The organism is Acinetobacter sp. ATCC 27244, assembly GCF_000156555.1.
GTDB lineage: Bacteria > Pseudomonadota > Gammaproteobacteria > Pseudomonadales > Moraxellaceae > Acinetobacter > Acinetobacter haemolyticus.
Genome location: NZ_GG665949.1, coordinates 199,131 through 216,586 on the forward strand (window position 1 = coordinate 199,131; position 17,456 = coordinate 216,586).

Here is a 17,456-nt window from a genome sequence, read left to right on the forward strand (position 1 = left end):
TTGATGTCGTAGATCAATATGAAATTTTAGTCTGTACACTTGAAGAAAGTTTCTCCGAATTCAGCGTGTATATAGATGAAAATGAATCTATTTTGCAAATTCACTATTGAATTTTTATTGAACAGACCGCATCTTAGTGCAATAAAGCCGAACTAAAGAGCACATATTTTATGTTATTCCATTTACCTAAATTTCCTGCTGAAATTCGTATTAGCCATTTAAACGCGCGTGTAAATGAACAAAGAAAAAAGATTGCGCAGACTACAGCTTCTCGTTTGGAATTATTGCAACTTGTTCAACAACTTGCAAAAGAAGCAAAAGTACGTAAAAAGAATGATAAGAAAATATATGTCTTAGATTTTAAAGGGGATATGCAGGCTTCCGCAGTCGATACGATTCGTGAAGAAATTACTCTGATTCTAGCGACGGCAAAAGCAGGACATGATCGTGTTGTAGTGCGTTTAGAGAGTCCTGGCGGTATGGTTCACGGTTATGGTCTTGCTGCTGCACAATTGGTTCGTTTACGTGATGCGGGCTTTCATGTGACGATTTGTGTGGATAAAGTAGCTGCTAGCGGTGGCTACATGATGGCATGTATCGCAAGTGAAATTATTTCAGCGCCATTTGCAGTCGTTGGATCAATTGGTGTGGTGGCACAAGTACCTAATTTCAATCGCTTACTCAAACAACATCATGTAGATTTTGATCTATACACCGCTGGTCAATATAAACGTACAGTCACCATGTTTGGTGAAAATACGCCTGAAGGTAAAGCTAAATTTGAAGAAGAATTACAACAGACACATGTTCTCTTCAAACACTTCATCGAAAAATATCGTCCTCAATTAGATGTTGAAAAAGTTGCAACAGGTGAGCATTGGTATGGCGAAGATGCACGTCAGTTAAACTTAGTGGATAAGCTTCAGACCTCAGATGAATATTTACTTGGTTTGTTGTCGCAACATGATGTCTATGTCATCAATACGCGCAAGCGTCCAACGTTTGGTGAAAAGCTTGGATTACAAGCAGCACAAATGGCTGAAAATCTTATTCCAACTGTCATGGGTAAGTTGGCCGATAGTTTAGCTAAAGCAAATAGCAGTTTGGTACAAATGCGTGATCCGAAATTCTAATTGGATGGATTGTATTGGAAACCAGTCTTAAATAAGGCTGGTTTTTTTATAAAGAAATATAATTATTTTCAAAAATAAAACTTTAAAGATTTTAACAAATGGTCAGCTAAATAAAAGCGACAAAACTTGCTTTGAGATGATTGTTCTTATAGTGATCATTTGATACTTTAATTGCTAGATTAATAACTTAATTATTCATTAATCGATAAGTCTTAAAAATTATAATGGATCAGTGAGCATAATAATGACGAACGTTGTCGTTTCTTCAAAGAAAAATTTAATGACTTTACAAGATGCGCAAATGAAAGAAGTGATTTTAAATCAGCCTTCTATTGTACAAATTGGTATAACTCAAGCAGATGTAAAGTCAATTACAAAGCAAGGTAATGATCTTGTCATTACATTGAAGAATGGAGAAAAGATTGTAATCAGTGACTTTTACAATGAGAATGGTACCAGTGAACATAGTTTAGCACTTGTAAAAGCTGACGGAACGTATGAAGTTGCACAGTTTGATCAGTCTGGTGAGTTTATCCGTTATGTGCCTGCAACCCAGTTGTCTCAATTTGCTTACACTCAGTCACCAACGCAAACGCCAATGAACCAAGATGGATCAGATGATTTTGGTGTTACAAAGTCACAACTGATGAAAGCTGGGTTGGTTGCGCTTGCTGCAGAAGGAATTTACCTATGGGCAGTAAAGGATGATGATGACAATAAAAAGAGTGATAACTCACCTAAAGACACTACACCACCAGCGACGCCTACAGCGACTTTAGCCAGTGATGGATTAACGATCTCAGGTAAAACCGAGGCAAAAGCTAAGATATTAATTCGTGATGCGACGGGTAAGGTGATTGCAAGTGGGCAGGCCGATGATCAAGGAAACTATACGATAAAACTTGATCAGGCGTTGACTGATGGTAATAAAGTGAGTGTTGTTGCTGTAGATCGTGCGGGAAATATTTCACAAGGTACCTCTGTGACTGGTACGAAAGATACGATTGCACCTGATGCACCAACTGCTCAGCTAAATGCAGACGGTACGATCGTAACCGGTAAAACGGAAGCAAATGCCAAAGTATCTATTTTTGATTCTGATGGAAAATTATTAGGAACAGTTAAAGCAAATAAAGAAGGTTTGTACTCGATACAGGTTACTCCACCACTGACTGATGAAAAAGGCGGGACTGTGATCGCCGAAGATGCAGCTGGTAATAAGTCTGAAGCATCTAAGGTGGTTGCAGGTAAAGATACGGTTGCACCAGAAAAACCTTTAGTCGAAGTGAACAAAGAAGGTTCAATTATTCAAGGGAAGGCTGAGGCCAATGCAAAAGTATTAATTAAAGATGCCGATGGGAATATAATAGGCAGTGGTACGGTTGATGCGCAAGGTAAATTTGAAGTAAATATTTCCCCAGCTTTGACTGATGGAAAAAAAGGTACGATTACTATTGAAGATGCAGCTGGTAATCAGTCTAAACCCGTCGAAATTAATGCGGGTAAAGATACAATTGCACCTGATCAGGCAACTGTACAAATTAATGCGGCTGGAGACACCATAACAGGTACGGCTGAAGCCAATGCGAAAATTGAAATTAGAAGTGCTGACGGAAAAGTGATTGGTTCTGGTACAGTCGGCGCTGATGGCAAATTTACGGTTACTGTTTCACCAGCTTTAACAGATAAAAACAGCGGGAAGGTTTATGTAATTGATGCGGCTGGTAACCGTTCAGTTGAAGCAAATGTTATTGGGAATAAAGATACTATAGCGCCAACAAAACCTGTATTAGAAAAAGTCGTGGATGATGTTGGGGCGGTAAAAGGCCCGATTAGTACAGGGGGAAGTACGGATGATGCAAGACCAACATTATCTGGAAGAGGGGAAGCTAAAGCTGTATTAACCATTTATGACAATGGGTAGCCGATTGGGACCGTTACTGTTGGTAATGATGGAAAGTGGAGTTTTGAAATTACTCAAGATTTAGCCTTGGGATCTCATAAAATCACCCTAACCCAAACAGATGCGGCGGGAAATACCAGTGAAGTGAGTGATGCATTTAATTTTACAGTAGTTGCTCCTGTAACGACTAACACCTTGGCTCAAACAGAATCATTTGAAACACAGCACGCTGAAATCTCACTTGCGGATTCAGTTGATTTGGAAAAATTACTTGCTAATACTGAGGCAAGTACACTTTCTTTCAATCAACTTGAAACGATTGTGCTAGATGAGGTCATGATTTCATCGGATCAACATTCTAATCAATTGGATGATGTGCTGGATCAACTCGTTCCAGAGCAAACACTAGTTCCATCAGATACAGCTGTATCGGATACTGGACTGAGTACCGTATATACAGATTTTTCACAGACGATTAAATCTGATCCTTTTGCATTATTCGATACGGTTCAGCACCCAATGATTTAAATCATTGGGTGGATTCGACACAAAGGTATTTATGTTGATGTTTTTGCATGGGTATTTGACGTTTGATAATAATACCCGATGCCCATAAGTAATGCACCGATGGTTGCCAAGAACATATCTTTATGTGCATCCCACATATCGCCTTGTTGCCCATTATAATTTTCAGCATCTTCGGGGGATAGACCTATGGATAGCCCCCATTCAAGTAGCTCGTAAATCATACTGGATGCCATAACAAATTGGAGAACCAATAAAAATAGGGTGAAGGGTTTTGCTGATGGAATCCAAACTTGAAAACAACGATAAAAAAATGGGTAAAGCAATACACCATAAGCAAAATGAACTAATCGATCATACATGTTACGTGACCATCCCATACCTTGATTTAAATCAAAAGCAAAGAGATCTAGAAGCCACTGATTATATGGAACATAAGAATATAAATAATGTGCTCCAATGATGTGAATAAATAGGAAAGCTAAATATAAACAAAAGCTAAAAAAATCGATGCCGATTTTCTGCATCGTAACGATGAGAGCAATCAGCATGATGACCGTGCCTGCTTGGTGTAATAGATAAGACTCAAATTCTAATGGATTGATACTAGCGATGATGATAAAAAGCAGCACCATTGCAAGGGCAATAGAATGTTTTAAACTAAATTTTTTTTCGATCATGCCATATCTCAAATGAGGTCTAACACTGAGTTTGGATCTTATTCAGCATCATCTATGCGGATGGTTTGTTTCGCTGAAGAGATACCGCCAAGTGCCTGACACGCTTGTTTATATAATTGATATTTTTGTTGTACAACTTCATCTAAGGGGATGTCAAAGAGATCTTCACCATTCTTATACTGTTCAATATAAGAACTGGCTTTTTCTTTATTTACCGCAAGAGATTGTTGGTGGAAGCTAGAAATAGATGATGATGCCAGTTGATTGGTTTCAATATTACTGCATTCAAAATGTTGAAAGATTTTTTCTGCGCGTTGTACTTCATTTGATTTCCCAAACAGACAGCCAGTTAAAGTTAGCATAGCAACAAGTAAGAAAAAAAGTTTCATGTTATTTAAGGTGAAATTCTAAAGGCGGTATTATGGTATATAACATTTATTTTATAAAATAATAATTTATGTCTAACATAGTAAAATTTATTTTAGGCGTTATGCTATCTCTATCCTTGATCCCAAATATTTTGAATTAATGATGCAAGTTTTTATCTGTGGGCTACTGTTGCTTCTATCCAGTTATACCTATGCAGAGGATTATAATTTTTTTGCAGAAATCAAAGATGATTCAGAGGAGCTATTTGATTCTGCATATCCTCAACAAAGCAAAACTGATTATTCCATTTTGCATAATATGTTTTTTCAGGATGAACGTTGGCGTATCTACAATTATACCGCTTATCAAACCAATCAATTCAACCATAAGATGTTGACAGGAGAGACACAGAGCCTCTCCTTAGATGATTTTTCCATTTCATTGGGATATGGGATTGTGTATCAGTTTAACTCGAGCAATCGAATTGGCTATGAGTATCTGTCCAGTTTCCCATTTGATCGAGGGCAATTAATTCGTTTTTTCTGGTTACGCCTATTTTAAATTTTCTTTTGGTATAACGCTGCTCGAACTTGTCCAGCTTTGGTTTCTTTTATTTTTTGCCATGATGCAGGTAATTGGATTTGGGATAATTCGCGGTCTGCTTCAACATAGATATAAGCGTTATCTTTAATCAATCGATCAGCCAACGTTGATAACTCTTGCCATAAATCGAGGCTATAAGGTGGATCGAGAAATACAACATCAAATTGTTCAGTTAATTTGTTTAATGCTTGTTGAGCTGTGCTGATAATGAGGCGACAGTTTTGAGCTTTGAGTAGCTGAAGGTTGTCTTTTAAATAACGTGCTTGTGTGGTATTCGGTTCGATCATGACCACTTGTGCTGCACCACGTGATAGTGCTTCAAAGCCAAGTGCACCTGAACCACTGCACAGATCTAAAACCTGTGCATTTTGGATATCCCACATTAACCAATTAAATAAGGTTTCTCGCACGCGATCTGGGGTAGGGCGTAAACCCTCGATACTGGCAAATGGTAAAACACGTCGTTTCCATTCTCCACCAATAATACGTAGCTGGTTCTTCATTATTCTGAAATTCCATCGGCAGGTTGAGCTGGTTGGTCAGTTGGAGGTGCAGGCGTAGTTGTTGATACATTTCCACTCGGTAACTCACCTGGTTTGATACCTGCGGTCATTAGACCACCGCTGATTTGGTGATTGGCTGGTCTTAGTGGTTCTGTCTTACGTTTAACTAGCCAATAGTCAAAAATTGGGCGTGCAATTTGTGTTGCAGCACCACCACTTCGACCATTTTCCCAAACGACTGCAATGGCAATTTCTGGATTTTCAGCAGGGGCAAAACCTACAAATAGACCATGATCGCGCTGACGTTCAGAGAGTGCAGCTTCGTTATAACGCTTGCCCTGTGCAATACTTTTCACTTGAGCGGTACCTGTTTTACCAGCAATCGAATATTGCAAACCGCTTTTGATTCCTCGGCCAGTCCCTGATTGAATGACATCGACCATTGCTTCACGCATTTTTACCCAGTCATCGAGTGTGCCATTAAATTGAATTTGTCCATCAGGTGCGTTGTGAACATCATGCTTCTTTGTACCTTTGGTCTCACGTAATACATGAGGGGTTACATGTGCACCTTGATTGGCTGTAATTGCTGTTGCCATTGCCAGTTGAAGTGGTGTCGCTGTAAAAGCACCTTGTCCAATACTCACAGAAATGGTTTCACCCTTTAACCATTTGGCATTACGGGTTCTCATTTTCCATTCAGGACTTGGATATAGGCCAGTACTTTCACTAGGTAAATCAATTCCTGTTTTCTCACCAAAACCGAATTGGCGCATCCACTCATTCATTTTTTCAATGCCCATACGATAAGACAAGACATAGAAATAGGTATCACAAGAAACGATTTGAGCTTTGTGCATATTGACCAGTCCATGACCGCTTTTCTTATGGTCACGGAAGCGGTGGCTATCTCCAGGTAGTGAGAAATAACCAGGGTCGGAAATCGCTGTGTTCCAATCCACTAAACCATAATGAATTCCGCCTAAGCCAAACATCGGCTTAATCGTTGAACCCGGAGGGTATACACCTTGTACTGCACGGTTAAATAATGGTTGATCAGGGTTGTCACGTAATGACCCATAATCGTTGTAACTAATGCCGGTGACGAACAGATTAGGGTTAAAGCTTGGGCTAGAAACGAGAGCTAAAATCTCACCAGTACGAGGATCCATGGCGACAATAGCACCACGTCGCCCAGCCAATTGTTCCGATGCAATAGTTTGTAAACCATAATCCAAGGATAAATATAAATCATTGCCACGCGTTGGATCTTTGCGTCCTAGCTTACGAAGCACATTACCGTGTGCATCGGCTTCAACAGATTCATAACCTGGATGTCCATGTAGTAATTCTTCGTAGCTTTTTTCTACACCGATTTTCCCGATTAGGTTTGTTCCTGCATATAAGTCTTTATCAATCGCCCTTAATTCTCGGTCATTAATACGTCCAACATAGCCTATGACGTGTGCAAATAATTCGCCAAATGGATAATAGCGTGTCATTTGCGTTTCAATTTTTACGCCGGGAAATGCATATTTGACCTCACTAAATTTAGCAATATCGGCTTCATTTAAATTGAGTTTGATCGCAATACGTTCAGTTTTTCGGGCAGTTTTGACACGACTTTTAAAACGATCCACGTCTTCTTGTGTCAGGCTTAATACGGGAATGAGACGTTCCAATGTATCATCAATATCACTGACATCAGTGCGGCTAAGCGTGGCAGTAAATACAGGATAGTTATCTGCCAATAAAATGCCATTACGGTCATAAATATAACCACGCGCAGGTGGCAGTGGTTGCAAACGAATCCTGTTCTTATCTGATGCTGTTGTAAAATCATCGTAATGAACAATCTGTAAATATGCATAACGACAGATCAGCAACAGTAAAAAAGTTGCGACAACAAACATTGCAAAGAAAATTCGACCCTTATAAATGCGCTTTTCTTGTTGCATGTTTTTTAAAGGAAAGTGCTGTTTCATAGGGTATCGACTTAATTACAAGATTGAGAGAATACAAAGACTGAATATTTTAACGTAAGTTGCATGATCTTACTGTAGAATTTTCAACGAATCATGCAAATGTTTGATTGACCGTTTTTGACTTTGCAGACATTAAAATTGTACGGTCTTGTATATTAGAAGCAAAATAATTCTGTTAAAGTCACAAACGGCTTGAGATAGGACATACCAATACACACTCTTAGGGAAAATGGAGAAAATAATGAGAAAAATTTATCTTTTACTCGCGGTTACGGCGGTTAGTGGTTTGGCGCATGCTGAAGGAAACTCATTTCTTCCTGAAGCGAAATTGACAGATGCAAAGGTTTCAACATGGAATGTTGGGGCAGGTTTCACTAAAAAACTATTACACGCCAATTTGGAGTGGGTAAACCCTTATGGAATCGCCTATGCTAAAGCAGGTGCATTCATGAATGATGACAATCCTGCGGGTGGGCAACTTGGATTTCGCTATCCGTACCACCTAACAGGTACAGATAAAAATGGTTATTACATCGGAGCGTATGTTGGCCATATTGAAAGTAAGCAAATAGATAATGAAGAAAAAGCGCGCTTAGGCGCGGGTGTCGATCTTGCGTTCGTGTGGTTGAATTCGGAACGTATCAGTACCTTTAGTGTGGGAATTGGAGCAGGTGAGCGTATGAAAAATGCGAATGGTGATCTCATAGAGAAAACAGAACCTACAATTCAATTCTCTTATACCTTAAGTTTTGGCTTATAAGTGTGAACAAGTTGTTTAACGCCGATGAGTCATAATGTATCAATAATTCTGAGAGTCATGCATGTTTGATTACGTCAATGAATTGTGGCAGATTTTTTTAGCTCGTCCAGATTTTTGGGCAGTCCTCAGCATTATCCCCGTCACTGCTTTTGTGACATGGGCGCACGTGTGGATGGCTTTAAAAATGGTGTTCTACCCAATTAAATTTTGGGGATTTCACTTAGGGCCATTGCCCGTAGGATGGCAGGGCATCGTGCCACGCAAAGCAGGGCGTATTTCAGGCATTATTACTGACAATACACTATCAAAATTGGGTTCATTGCGTGAATTTTTGGAGGCGATGGATCCTGAAGACATGGCAATGATCATTGGTGAGCAAGTTGGATTTGAACTTGAGCACTTGATTGATGAGGTCATGATTGATCGAAATGCGGTGCTATGGGAAAACCTACCGTATTCGATTAAACGTCGTATCTATGCCCAAGCACATAAACAGTTACCAAATACACTGAAAGAATTGGTGACTGAACTGACCATGAACGTTGAGTCATTGGTCGATATGCGTGAAATGGTCGTGAGCCAAATGGAAGGTGATCGCCGTTTAATGGTGCGTATGTTCCTTAAAGTTGGCCAAAAAGAAATTAACTTTATTTGGCATATCAGTGCATTGATCGGGATGTTCTTTGGTATTTTCCAAATGATTGTTTGGTTCATTGTACCTTGGCATTGGACAGTTCCATTTTGGGCGGCGATTTGGGGCTTCTTGACCAACTGGATCGCGATCTGGATGGTATTCAATCCGATTGAACCACATCCGATTCGTTATCCTCAGATTTTCCGTTTAACCAAAGACCGTAAATTCCCTTGGATTGTGCCTGTACTTAAGATTGGTACTTACAATGTGCAGGGTGCATTTATGAAACGTCAAGAAGAGGTTTCGGATGTATTTGCCAGTGTCGTAACAGAAGATCTGATTACATTGAAGTCGATTATGACTGAAATGATGTATGGTAGTAAAAAAGATAAAACGCGCCGTATCGTTAAACGTCATATCAATGAAATTATGGAAACACCTTTGGTGCGAACATCATTGCAATTATCTTTAGGGCCAAGAGAGTATGCTAGACTAAAGACCGACTTGATTGATCGTTCGATTGAAATTACCATGGGTCCAGTATGTGATCCAGCCTTGAATGCAAGCCGTGCACAGAAAATCTTTCAAATGTTTAGAGATCGAATTCGTGAACTGACGCCGAAAGAATTCCAGAACTTATTACGCCCTGCATTCCAAGAGGATGAATGGATTTTAATTGTACTGGGTGGTGTAACTGGTTTCTTCGCTGGTTTAATTCACTTATTTGTTGCTTTCTTATAATTAATTTGATGTTGGTTGAGCGATAAATCTGTATGATATTGCTCAATTTAAGATTTATTGTTTTTAGATGAGGATGTTCTTTATGCGCATTATTTTACTCGGACCACCTGGGGCAGGCAAAGGTACCCAAGCTCAGTTGATCTGTAAGCGCTACAATATCCCACAAATTTCAACCGGTGATATGCTCCGTGCTGCAATTCGTGAAGGTACTGAACTTGGCTTAAAAGCGAAAAGCGTTATGGAGTCAGGTGGTTTGGTTTCTGACGAGCTAATTATTGGCTTAGTTAAAGAACGTATTGCTCAGCCTGACTGTGAAAACGGTTGTATTTTTGACGGTTTCCCACGTACCATTCCACAAGCTGAAGCATTAGAAGTGGCAGGTATTAGCATTGATCATGTGATTGAGATTGATGTACCAGACGAAGAAATTGTTCAACGTCTTTCTGGTCGTCGTCAACATCCAGCTTCTGGTCGTGTATATCATATTGTTTACAATCCACCAAAAGTGGAAGGTAAAGATGATGAGACTGGCGAAGACTTGGTACAGCGTCCAGATGATCAAGAGGAAACCATTCGTAAGCGTCTAGGTTCATACCACAGCGAAACTGAGCAATTGGTTGGTTTCTACCAAGGACGTGCTGCTTCAGGCGAAAATGCACCAACTTACAATAAGTTGGATGGTTTACGTGCAATTGAAGACGTTCAAAAAGATTTGTTCGCAATTTTAGACAAGTAATCTAAATTGTTGATGATAAAAGAGCTCTGAATATAGAGCTCTTTTTATTTGGGAGAAAATAATGCTGAAGTTTATCTTGATTATTGCCGTGGTTTTGAGTTTTGCATTATTGCTTTTTTTATTGTATCAAAGCCAAAAAATGCTGCGCCATGTACAACAGCAACAAGCTTTGGAAAATAAAAAACATGGTAAAGCGCGTCAGCTTCATCCTAAATTACAGCAGCAAAAAAAATCTCAAGATTAATTGAGATTTTTAACTGTAATTGCTTTGTTCGCCCCGAACTCAAAACGGTCGGGCCAATGACATACATCTGAAACAATACATTCGCCACATTTGGGTTTGCGTGCGATACAACAATAGCGCCCATGCAAGATTAACCAATGGTGTGCATCGATGATAAATTCTTTCGGAATGACTTTAATCAGTCGAGCTTCAACTTCGAGCACATTTTTTCCAATCGCTAGGCCTGTGCGATTTCCTACTCGGAAAATGTGTGTGTCCACAGCCATCGTAGGTTGACCAAATGCGGTATTCAAAACAACATTGGCTGTTTTGCGTCCTACACCAGGTAGGGCTTCAAGTTCTTTGCGTGTTTCAGGGACTTGTCCTTGATATTGGTTGACCAGAATCTGACAGGTCTTAATCACATTTTCTGCTTTGGCATTATAGAGACCGATCGTCTTAATATATTCTTTTAACCCATCAACACCGAGATTTAAAATGGCTTGTGCCGTATTTGCAATTGGATAAAGCTTATCGGTCGCTTTATTGACGCTGACATCTGTGGCTTGTGCAGAAAGCATAACTGCAATTAGTAGTTCAAATGGTGAACTATAGTTGAGCTCAGTTTGAGGATTTGGACGTTGCTCTCGTAGACGTTCAAAGAAAATCTGAATTTGCTTTTTGGTCATATTTTTGACAGGCATTTTAGATTCCTTGCAATTCATTTAAACGTTGTTGGAGAGCAATGAGTTGTGTTTGTTTTTGTTCATCCGCACGTACACTGAGTTGCTTTTCTAATTTCTTGATTTGAGTCCGGATCTTGGCAAGTTCAATCGTGGTTTTTGCATCTAGCGATGGCTTTTCTTTTGGTTGTTCAGCGAGTGTAATGACAGGGACATTGTTCACTGTCTGAGAAAATTGAGCAAAAAACTCGACATCAATTTCTGCACGTACAATTGGACCTTTGCGATGAATACGCCGTCTTTCTTCACGTTGGATATGTGCATAGTAACGATGTCTTAAATCGTCTTGTTCTGTTGTGCGTTGTACTTCGGTTGGCAATGGTTTGGTATCTGGGATCAAATCAATGCAGTCAACCGGACAAGGAGGAATGCATAATTCACAACCTGTACACAAGTCGGTCAAAATACTATGCATTAATTTGCCACTTCCAATAATGGCATCAACAGGGCAAGCACTAATGCATTTGGTGCAGCCAATACATTCATCCTCACGAATGATTGCTTTCATACGTTGTGGACGACCATCGGCCTGAATCTCCCAAACACTTGGTTCAGCAACCAATCGAGGACGTTGCAGGAGTGTTGCTAAAGCATCTGCAACTGGTTGTCCGCCTGGTACACATTTGTTGGCATCTTCACCTTCTGCAATGGCTTTAGCATAAGGCAAACATCCGTCACGATGCCCACACAAACCGCATTGTGTTTGGGGTAGGTGTTGGTCTATTTGAACAATAAGCGAATGTTGCACAGATGATGACATGAACATGGGAACAGCAAAAACAGGATCGATAGTATAGCAATAATCACTGTCTACGACGAGTCACCTTGGAGGAGACGTTGACTTTTGCGCCAGATCTATAACATTAAATACATAGACGAACTTGTATGTTTCTTATAGAATGCTCGAGATTTTAGGCGATATTTTATAACAAATGTTGAACAATATATTCAAAGCGCTTGACCAATTAGGTCTTACCGCACAAAAACGTGCGATACACATACAATTTGCCAATCCGAGCTTAAATCAACAAGTCTTCCTCCAAAAAATTCAAGGTCAGCATGCCATTAATCAGGGCATGACTGCAGAACTGATCTGCCTATCAACTAACGCCCACATCCCATTAAAACAGTTCATCGGTTGTCAGGCAGCGATAGACCAAGTTACTGATACAGGTACACTATTTAGAACCACAGGGATTATCACAGAAGCCGTACAAGGACAATCTGACGGTAGCCTCACGCTGTATAAACTCAAACTCCAAGATGCAACCGCGCTGTGGCATAAACGCCGAAACAGCCGCGTGTTTATGAATAAAAATGTACTCGACATCGTACAAACCCTATTCAAAGAATGGCAACAACGCAGCCCACTATTTGCATCAAGTCTTACACTCGACCTTGGTGGGATCAAACAAGACTACGACATCCGTCCCTTTGTGATGCAAGCCAATGAAAGCGACTACGACTTCATTACCCGACTGCTCCGAAGCGAAGGCATTAACTGGCTGATCGATGAAACTCAACTGAACGTTGCCAACAGCAACAGTCCAATCCAAGCACAAAAACTTCGCTTGATCGATGACAACAGCCAATACCAAGCCTTAAATCGAAGAACAATTCGCTACCACCGTAGCAGTGCCACCGAACAATACGACAGCATGACCAGCCTCATTGCAGAACGTGCGCTACAACCCACAGCAGTCCATATCCAACGTTGGCAAGCCGATGCCTTAGAACAAGAAGACGGAGCAGGTAGCGTTCAAAGCAAACACCAACATAGTCAACAACACGACAACGCCAGCTTAGGACTCGAAGACGCATGGCACTTCACCCCCGCATGGATGCAAGACCTGAATGGTGAAGATGGTGCAACAGCATCAGGCAACACCCAAATCGAAAAACTGAACCAACACCTCAGTCACTACCACGATGCCCAAGCCAAACAATTTATCGCCAGTACTACAGTGCGAGACACCCAAGTAGGCTACTGGTTTAAACTCAACGAACACCCAGAGATCGATCAACACAGTGGTGCAGACCAAGAATTTCTAATCACCGCCAAAAGCTACTACAACCAAAACAACCTACCAAAAGACTTACAACAACAAGTCCATCAACTGATCACCCAAAGCCAATGGCAAGATCACCAAAACACAAACCCAGAAGAACGCCAAGCCAACCAACTGACGCTACAACGCCGAAATATTAAAACCGTACCCGAATACCATCCACTGCAACACCGTCCAGCTGCTCACCCACAACGTGCCAGAGTAGTGGGACCCGAAGGCGAAGAAATCCATGTGGATGAATGGGGACGAATCAAAGTTCGCTTCCTGTTTACCCGCAATGACGACCATAGCCACGATGGTGGTGCAGGCAGCAACAACAACGATACCGATTCAGCTTGGGTGGATGTACTCACTCCTTGGGCAGGCGAAGGCTATGGCGCACGCTTCCTACCCCGCATTGGAGAAATCGTCGTCATCGACTTCTTTGATGGCAACATTGACCGTCCCTTTGTCACAGGACGACTCCACGAAGCACAACGCAGTCCAACAAAATTCGATGACCAAGGCAAATTACCTGATACCAAAAAACTGGCAGGGATCAAATCCAAAGAATACCAAGGTTCAGGCTACAACCAACTGCGCTTTGATGACACTACAGGACAGATCAGTGCCCAACTACAAAGTAGCCATGCAGCCAGTCAACTCAATCTCGGCAAGCTGAGCCATCCCAAAGCCCAAGCAGAAAGCGAAGACCGAGGCGAAGGCTTTGAACTCCGCACAGACCAATGGGGTGCGATTCGAGCAGGCGAAGGCTTACTGATCAGCACCCATGCACAAGACCAAGCACAAGGCGAACACCTTGAAGCGCAAACAGCCAAACAACAGCTGGAAGGCAACCAAAACAATGCCAAAGCCCTGAGTGAAGTGGCAAAGAACCAACAAACGGATGAATTAGAATCAGTAGAGCAATTACAGGCATTTGCAGAACAAATCCAAGAGAAGATAGCCCGCTTTGAACAAGCGATGCTGTTACTTAGCTCACCGAATGGCATCGGACTTAGCACCTCAGAAGACATACATCTGTCCGCGGATGGACAACTGAACCAATTTGCAGGCGACAGTATTAACCTGACCACCCAAAAGAACTTGATTGCCCAAGCCAGCCAAAAGATCAGTCTATTTGCAGCACAAAATGGAATTAAACAAGTTGCAGGCAAAGGCAAGGTTGAGATACAGGCACAAGGGGGTGGGGCTGATCTGATTGCTCGGAATGCTTTGCAAGTGACTTCAACAGAGGGACGCATTGAAATTACGGCGAAAAAGAAAATTGTGATCTTGGCTGGAGGTTCTCAACTAGAAATTAATGGTGGTGGAGTTTTCCCGACTACAGGTGGAAAGTTTGAGGTGAAAGCAGGGCAGCATTTGTTGAAGAGTGGAGCATCTGTCAGTGTTCCTGCGATTGATTTACCTGATTGTTCGGCGAAGCAGGCCGATGCAGCGAAAAGTGGTTCAGCAAAAGTGATACTAGACTAATGAATCTATTATTAAATAAAGCAGAATTAACATCGGAAAAGCTAAGCGATGTTATTCTGAGTTCTTTTGAAAAATATGGCCATGTAACTTTGTTATGTGACGAAACTTTACTCAATGGTTTTTTTGATGAATTTACACAAAACTTAACTGATTTTGAGAAAGAACCTATAGAGCTTGCTGCATCAAGTCGAAATAAGAAAGCAGATTTATTTTTTATTAAGATAAAGAAAAAAGAGGATTTAGAGAACACGCTTAACTTTCTTACGGATACATTATTATTAAATTTGGATCAGCAAGAAGATGGTTATTTTATTTGTGGATTTGGATATGTTGATGATCTGAAGGTAACTGTAGAGATCTATAGGAAGTTTTTGATTGCAAAAGATGCAAAAAACAAGTTTATTTTTAGATGGTACGATGCACGTGTTTTGGTATATTTGCCTACTATTATTCATCAAAAAAGTGAGCAAATTGAATCAATTTTACAACATTGGAGTTTTGTTTTTTTCAATGGGTTATATGAAGTTCGAATGGAAGAAAGATTGCAAGTTTTCCCTTTTAGCTTTAATGAAATAGAATCACAAAGACTTGATTTGATAGAGTTATCTAATACAGTGATTAAACAATCTCTTATATATGATAGTGAGTTGGAAATTAATCACAACCTAATTTTAGAATCGCTCGATAAAGCCATTAAACAATACGGAATTTTATTTGTCACGGATTTAATTGCTTATGGCATGTATTCGGTTATTTTACATCATGATTTTATGCATAGCCCGACTGTAAATAAAGTATTAACACAATATTGGACTGACAGAGTTCGTGAAGAATCTTTCACCGATGCAATGAGTTATTTAGAAGAACATCAATATTTGCAAGTTAAACAGGAATCAGAAGGGGTGTACCATGTCTAATGAAAAACCAACTTTTGCGAGACAAATGCAAATTTATGGAACACCTGCTCAACAGCAACAGAAAGTTACGCAAAAACTTGGTGTAAGTCCGAATGCGAATAAAATTAGTCAACAGGCTAAAGCCGCTACCACACAAAATAAAAAAATACCTGTAACGCAAGTTGATAAAAAAGAGTGTACTAACTTTTGTAGGCCTACTGGGATCAATATTCTTCCGTTAAGATATTCGGTTGCTCGTATGGGGGTAAAACCGTTACCTGCTCAGCTAGGTGCGAATGTAACCAATATTTCACTTAAACATTATAAATATACTGTTCGCATGATTAATTCTGGTTATCTATATTTATTGATAAAAAGAAAATCAGGGAAAAAAGAATGGGTCGCTTATATTACCAATAAAAAAGGCTATCATCAGGAATTTCCAATAGGAGCGAAACCGCCCATTGTGGCACAAGATTTTGCATGTAATAAAGCAGGACATAGTGCAAATGCATCCTTGATTACTGTACCCTCTATAAATAATGATGATGCACAGATAGTTTATTTATTGCATGCGCATGCACCTCTCACTCAAAAAATGAGAGCTCAATTTGAAAAAAATGCGGATCAGTATGTTAGTTCTGGTTATTGGCAAAAAATTGATGTTGCTAAGGGGAGTAGTCAGCAGCATTGTTTATCAACGGGTGAGTTAGGGACAGTAGCATTACCTTTGGATAGTTTTGGTTCTAGTCGTTGGAGTGCGATTAACAAAAAGTTTAATGAAAAGCCAAAAGACCATATTGGCGTCGCTTTATATGATCCAATTGGAATAACTTCTAAACTGAATGAAGATCGTAATATTTTGAGTTTCCAAGGTCTCGATAGTTTTCTAAAAAAACAAGAGAATGGCTTTAGTAATGAGCACAAACTTCAAACGATGACCTTGATTGATAATATGAAGGAAACATTAATTGCTAATTCAATTCAGGCGAAGTTTAAGCGTATTGATTCAAACGAACAGCAGAGAAAGCAAATCACAGATCCCCATCTCCAAGCTGCGATTCAACGAGCTGAACGTATGGGGGATAAAAAAAGACTTGAGAATCTAAAAAATTTCGAAAAAAATGCATCTGCTAAAGCTGCGGCTGAGCTCGAAAAAAAGAGAGCAGAGGCCGTTAAACAAGCGACTGTTGGGGGTGATAAAGCATGGGAAAAATATCGTAAACAATTAGATATAGATGCATTGGAGGAATTTCGTAAAAATGTCGACAAAAAATCTGATGAAAGCTATAACGCGGCTGCACGTTATGTAGATGATCATTATAATTGGCTAGTTTCTTCTAATCTTATAAAAGGTCTTTTTTATTTTGATCAGAGTGAAGAGTTAAAACAGGGTAAAGTTGCTAAGGAAAGTAATGGTTTTATTTTCCATGCATTATTACTCGATTTAATGTATGGAATGAATCTATTACAAAAAGGC

The 17,456-nt window shown here is 40.1% G+C and carries 15 protein-coding genes and 1 pseudogene; 10 read left to right on the top strand and 6 right to left on the bottom strand.

The genetic code is table 11. The annotated features are described in order from the left end of the window. Nucleotides 1-170: 170 nt before the first annotated feature. Together sohB and blp2 are read left to right on the top strand one after the other, a co-directional pair. Complete coding sequence (sohB, locus tag HMPREF0023_RS00865; protein WP_004638388.1) at nucleotides 171-1,133, top strand: protease SohB; 963 nt, start codon at nucleotides 171-173, stop codon at nucleotides 1,131-1,133. Nucleotides 1,134-1,377: 244 nt separating this feature from the next. After that, nucleotides 1,378-3,564: pseudogene (blp2, locus tag HMPREF0023_RS00870) on the top strand (Ig-like repeat protein Blp2). A gap of 29 nt (nucleotides 3,565-3,593) precedes the next feature. On the opposite strand, the gene HMPREF0023_RS00880 reads toward blp2, so the two are convergent. Both HMPREF0023_RS00880 and HMPREF0023_RS00885 read right to left on the bottom strand, forming a co-directional pair. Next, nucleotides 3,594-4,241, bottom strand: coding sequence for a DUF2238 domain-containing protein (locus tag HMPREF0023_RS00880; RefSeq protein ID WP_008940932.1), 648 nt, complete (start codon nucleotides 4,239-4,241; stop codon nucleotides 3,594-3,596). Nucleotides 4,242-4,279: 38 nt separating this feature from the next. After that, entirely contained in the window at nucleotides 4,280-4,630 is a 351-nt protein-coding gene (locus tag HMPREF0023_RS00885; RefSeq protein WP_004638391.1) for a hypothetical protein, read from the bottom strand. A 142-nt stretch (nucleotides 4,631-4,772) separates the two neighbouring features. On the opposite strand from HMPREF0023_RS00885, the gene HMPREF0023_RS00890 reads away from it, so the two are divergent. Further along, on the top strand, nucleotides 4,773-5,171 hold the full coding sequence (locus tag HMPREF0023_RS00890) for a hypothetical protein (RefSeq protein WP_005091087.1): 399 nt from the start codon (nucleotides 4,773-4,775) through the stop codon (nucleotides 5,169-5,171). Here the strand turns inward: HMPREF0023_RS00890 and rsmD are convergent. Together rsmD and mrdA are read right to left on the bottom strand one after the other, a co-directional pair. Further along, nucleotides 5,168-5,716: a 16S rRNA (guanine(966)-N(2))-methyltransferase RsmD gene (gene rsmD, locus HMPREF0023_RS00895; RefSeq protein WP_005081910.1), complete on the bottom strand. Its 549-nt coding sequence runs from the start codon at nucleotides 5,714-5,716 to the stop codon at nucleotides 5,168-5,170. The genes HMPREF0023_RS00890 and rsmD overlap by 4 nt on opposite strands. Further along, nucleotides 5,716-7,701, bottom strand: coding sequence for a penicillin-binding protein 2 (gene mrdA / locus HMPREF0023_RS00900; RefSeq protein ID WP_004638394.1), 1,986 nt, complete (start codon nucleotides 7,699-7,701; stop codon nucleotides 5,716-5,718). The genes rsmD and mrdA overlap by 1 nt, the downstream gene beginning before the upstream one ends. A gap of 241 nt (nucleotides 7,702-7,942) precedes the next feature. Here mrdA and HMPREF0023_RS00905 point away from each other — a divergent pair, with 241 nt between their 5' ends. The 4 genes from HMPREF0023_RS00905 (at nucleotide 7,943) to HMPREF0023_RS00920 (ending at nucleotide 10,816) form a co-directional block, all read left to right on the top strand. Further along, nucleotides 7,943-8,461, top strand: coding sequence for a hypothetical protein (locus HMPREF0023_RS00905; protein WP_005081912.1), 519 nt, complete (start codon nucleotides 7,943-7,945; stop codon nucleotides 8,459-8,461). 61 nt (nucleotides 8,462-8,522) lie between these two features. Then, nucleotides 8,523-9,836 carry a hypothetical protein gene (locus HMPREF0023_RS00910; protein WP_004638396.1) on the top strand — a complete coding sequence of 438 codons (1,314 nt, stop codon included), beginning with the start codon at nucleotides 8,523-8,525 and terminating at the stop codon, nucleotides 9,834-9,836. 82 nt (nucleotides 9,837-9,918) lie between these two features. Next, the gene (gene adk, locus HMPREF0023_RS00915; RefSeq protein ID WP_005081914.1) at nucleotides 9,919-10,572 is read left to right on the top strand and encodes an adenylate kinase; all 654 of its coding nucleotides are present in this window, start codon (nucleotides 9,919-9,921) and stop codon (nucleotides 10,570-10,572) included. 61 nt (nucleotides 10,573-10,633) lie between these two features. Further along, a complete protein-coding gene (locus HMPREF0023_RS00920; RefSeq protein ID WP_005091085.1) occupies nucleotides 10,634-10,816 on the top strand; it encodes a hypothetical protein in 183 nt (60 codons plus the stop codon). Here HMPREF0023_RS00920 and nth read toward each other — a convergent pair. Together nth and HMPREF0023_RS00930 are read right to left on the bottom strand one after the other, a co-directional pair. Further along, on the bottom strand, nucleotides 10,813-11,499 hold the full coding sequence (gene nth / locus HMPREF0023_RS00925) for an endonuclease III (protein ID WP_017396765.1): 687 nt from the start codon (nucleotides 11,497-11,499) through the stop codon (nucleotides 10,813-10,815). The two genes, HMPREF0023_RS00920 and nth, sit on opposite strands and share 4 nt — an antisense overlap. A gap of 1 nt (nucleotide 11,500) precedes the next feature. Then, nucleotides 11,501-12,298, bottom strand: a complete 798-nt coding sequence (locus HMPREF0023_RS00930; protein ID WP_005091082.1) for an RnfABCDGE type electron transport complex subunit B — start codon at nucleotides 12,296-12,298, stop codon at nucleotides 11,501-11,503. A gap of 172 nt (nucleotides 12,299-12,470) precedes the next feature. Between HMPREF0023_RS00930 and HMPREF0023_RS00935 the strand changes: the two genes are divergently transcribed. From HMPREF0023_RS00935 to HMPREF0023_RS00945, 3 genes are all read left to right on the top strand, one after another. Then, on the top strand, nucleotides 12,471-15,080 hold the full coding sequence (locus HMPREF0023_RS00935) for a type VI secretion system Vgr family protein (protein ID WP_008940935.1): 2,610 nt from the start codon (nucleotides 12,471-12,473) through the stop codon (nucleotides 15,078-15,080). After that, on the top strand, nucleotides 15,080-15,997 hold the full coding sequence (locus tag HMPREF0023_RS00940) for a hypothetical protein (protein ID WP_005091075.1): 918 nt from the start codon (nucleotides 15,080-15,082) through the stop codon (nucleotides 15,995-15,997). The genes HMPREF0023_RS00935 and HMPREF0023_RS00940 overlap by 1 nt, the downstream gene beginning before the upstream one ends. Continuing rightward, the coding region (locus HMPREF0023_RS00945; RefSeq protein ID WP_008940936.1) for a T6SS effector BTH_I2691 family protein at nucleotides 15,990-17,456 on the top strand (1,467 nt) is incomplete at its 3' end. The genes HMPREF0023_RS00940 and HMPREF0023_RS00945, both read left to right, overlap by 8 nt.

Bases quoted from the DNA above. Each gene is read 5' to 3' on its own strand.
- sohB (WP_004638388.1), top strand. From the start codon at position 171: ATGTTATTCCATTTACCTAAATTTCCTGCTGAAATTCGTATTAGCCAT.
- HMPREF0023_RS00880 (WP_008940932.1), bottom strand. From the start codon at position 4,241: ATGATCGAAAAAAAATTTAGTTTAAAACATTCTATTGCCCTTGCAATG.
- HMPREF0023_RS00885 (WP_004638391.1), bottom strand. From the start codon at position 4,630: ATGAAACTTTTTTTCTTACTTGTTGCTATGCTAACTTTAACTGGCTGT.
- HMPREF0023_RS00890 (WP_005091087.1), top strand. From the start codon at position 4,773: ATGCAAGTTTTTATCTGTGGGCTACTGTTGCTTCTATCCAGTTATACC.
- rsmD (WP_005081910.1), bottom strand. From the start codon at position 5,716: ATGAAGAACCAGCTACGTATTATTGGTGGAGAATGGAAACGACGTGTT.
- mrdA (WP_004638394.1), bottom strand. From the start codon at position 7,701: ATGAAACAGCACTTTCCTTTAAAAAACATGCAACAAGAAAAGCGCATT.
- HMPREF0023_RS00905 (WP_005081912.1), top strand. From the start codon at position 7,943: ATGAGAAAAATTTATCTTTTACTCGCGGTTACGGCGGTTAGTGGTTTG.
- HMPREF0023_RS00910 (WP_004638396.1), top strand. From the start codon at position 8,523: ATGTTTGATTACGTCAATGAATTGTGGCAGATTTTTTTAGCTCGTCCA.
- adk (WP_005081914.1), top strand. From the start codon at position 9,919: ATGCGCATTATTTTACTCGGACCACCTGGGGCAGGCAAAGGTACCCAA.
- HMPREF0023_RS00920 (WP_005091085.1), top strand. From the start codon at position 10,634: ATGCTGAAGTTTATCTTGATTATTGCCGTGGTTTTGAGTTTTGCATTA.
- nth (WP_017396765.1), bottom strand. From the start codon at position 11,499: ATGCCTGTCAAAAATATGACCAAAAAGCAAATTCAGATTTTCTTTGAA.
- HMPREF0023_RS00930 (WP_005091082.1), bottom strand. From the start codon at position 12,298: ATGTCATCATCTGTGCAACATTCGCTTATTGTTCAAATAGACCAACAC.
- HMPREF0023_RS00935 (WP_008940935.1), top strand. From the start codon at position 12,471: ATGTTGAACAATATATTCAAAGCGCTTGACCAATTAGGTCTTACCGCA.
- HMPREF0023_RS00940 (WP_005091075.1), top strand. From the start codon at position 15,080: ATGAATCTATTATTAAATAAAGCAGAATTAACATCGGAAAAGCTAAGC.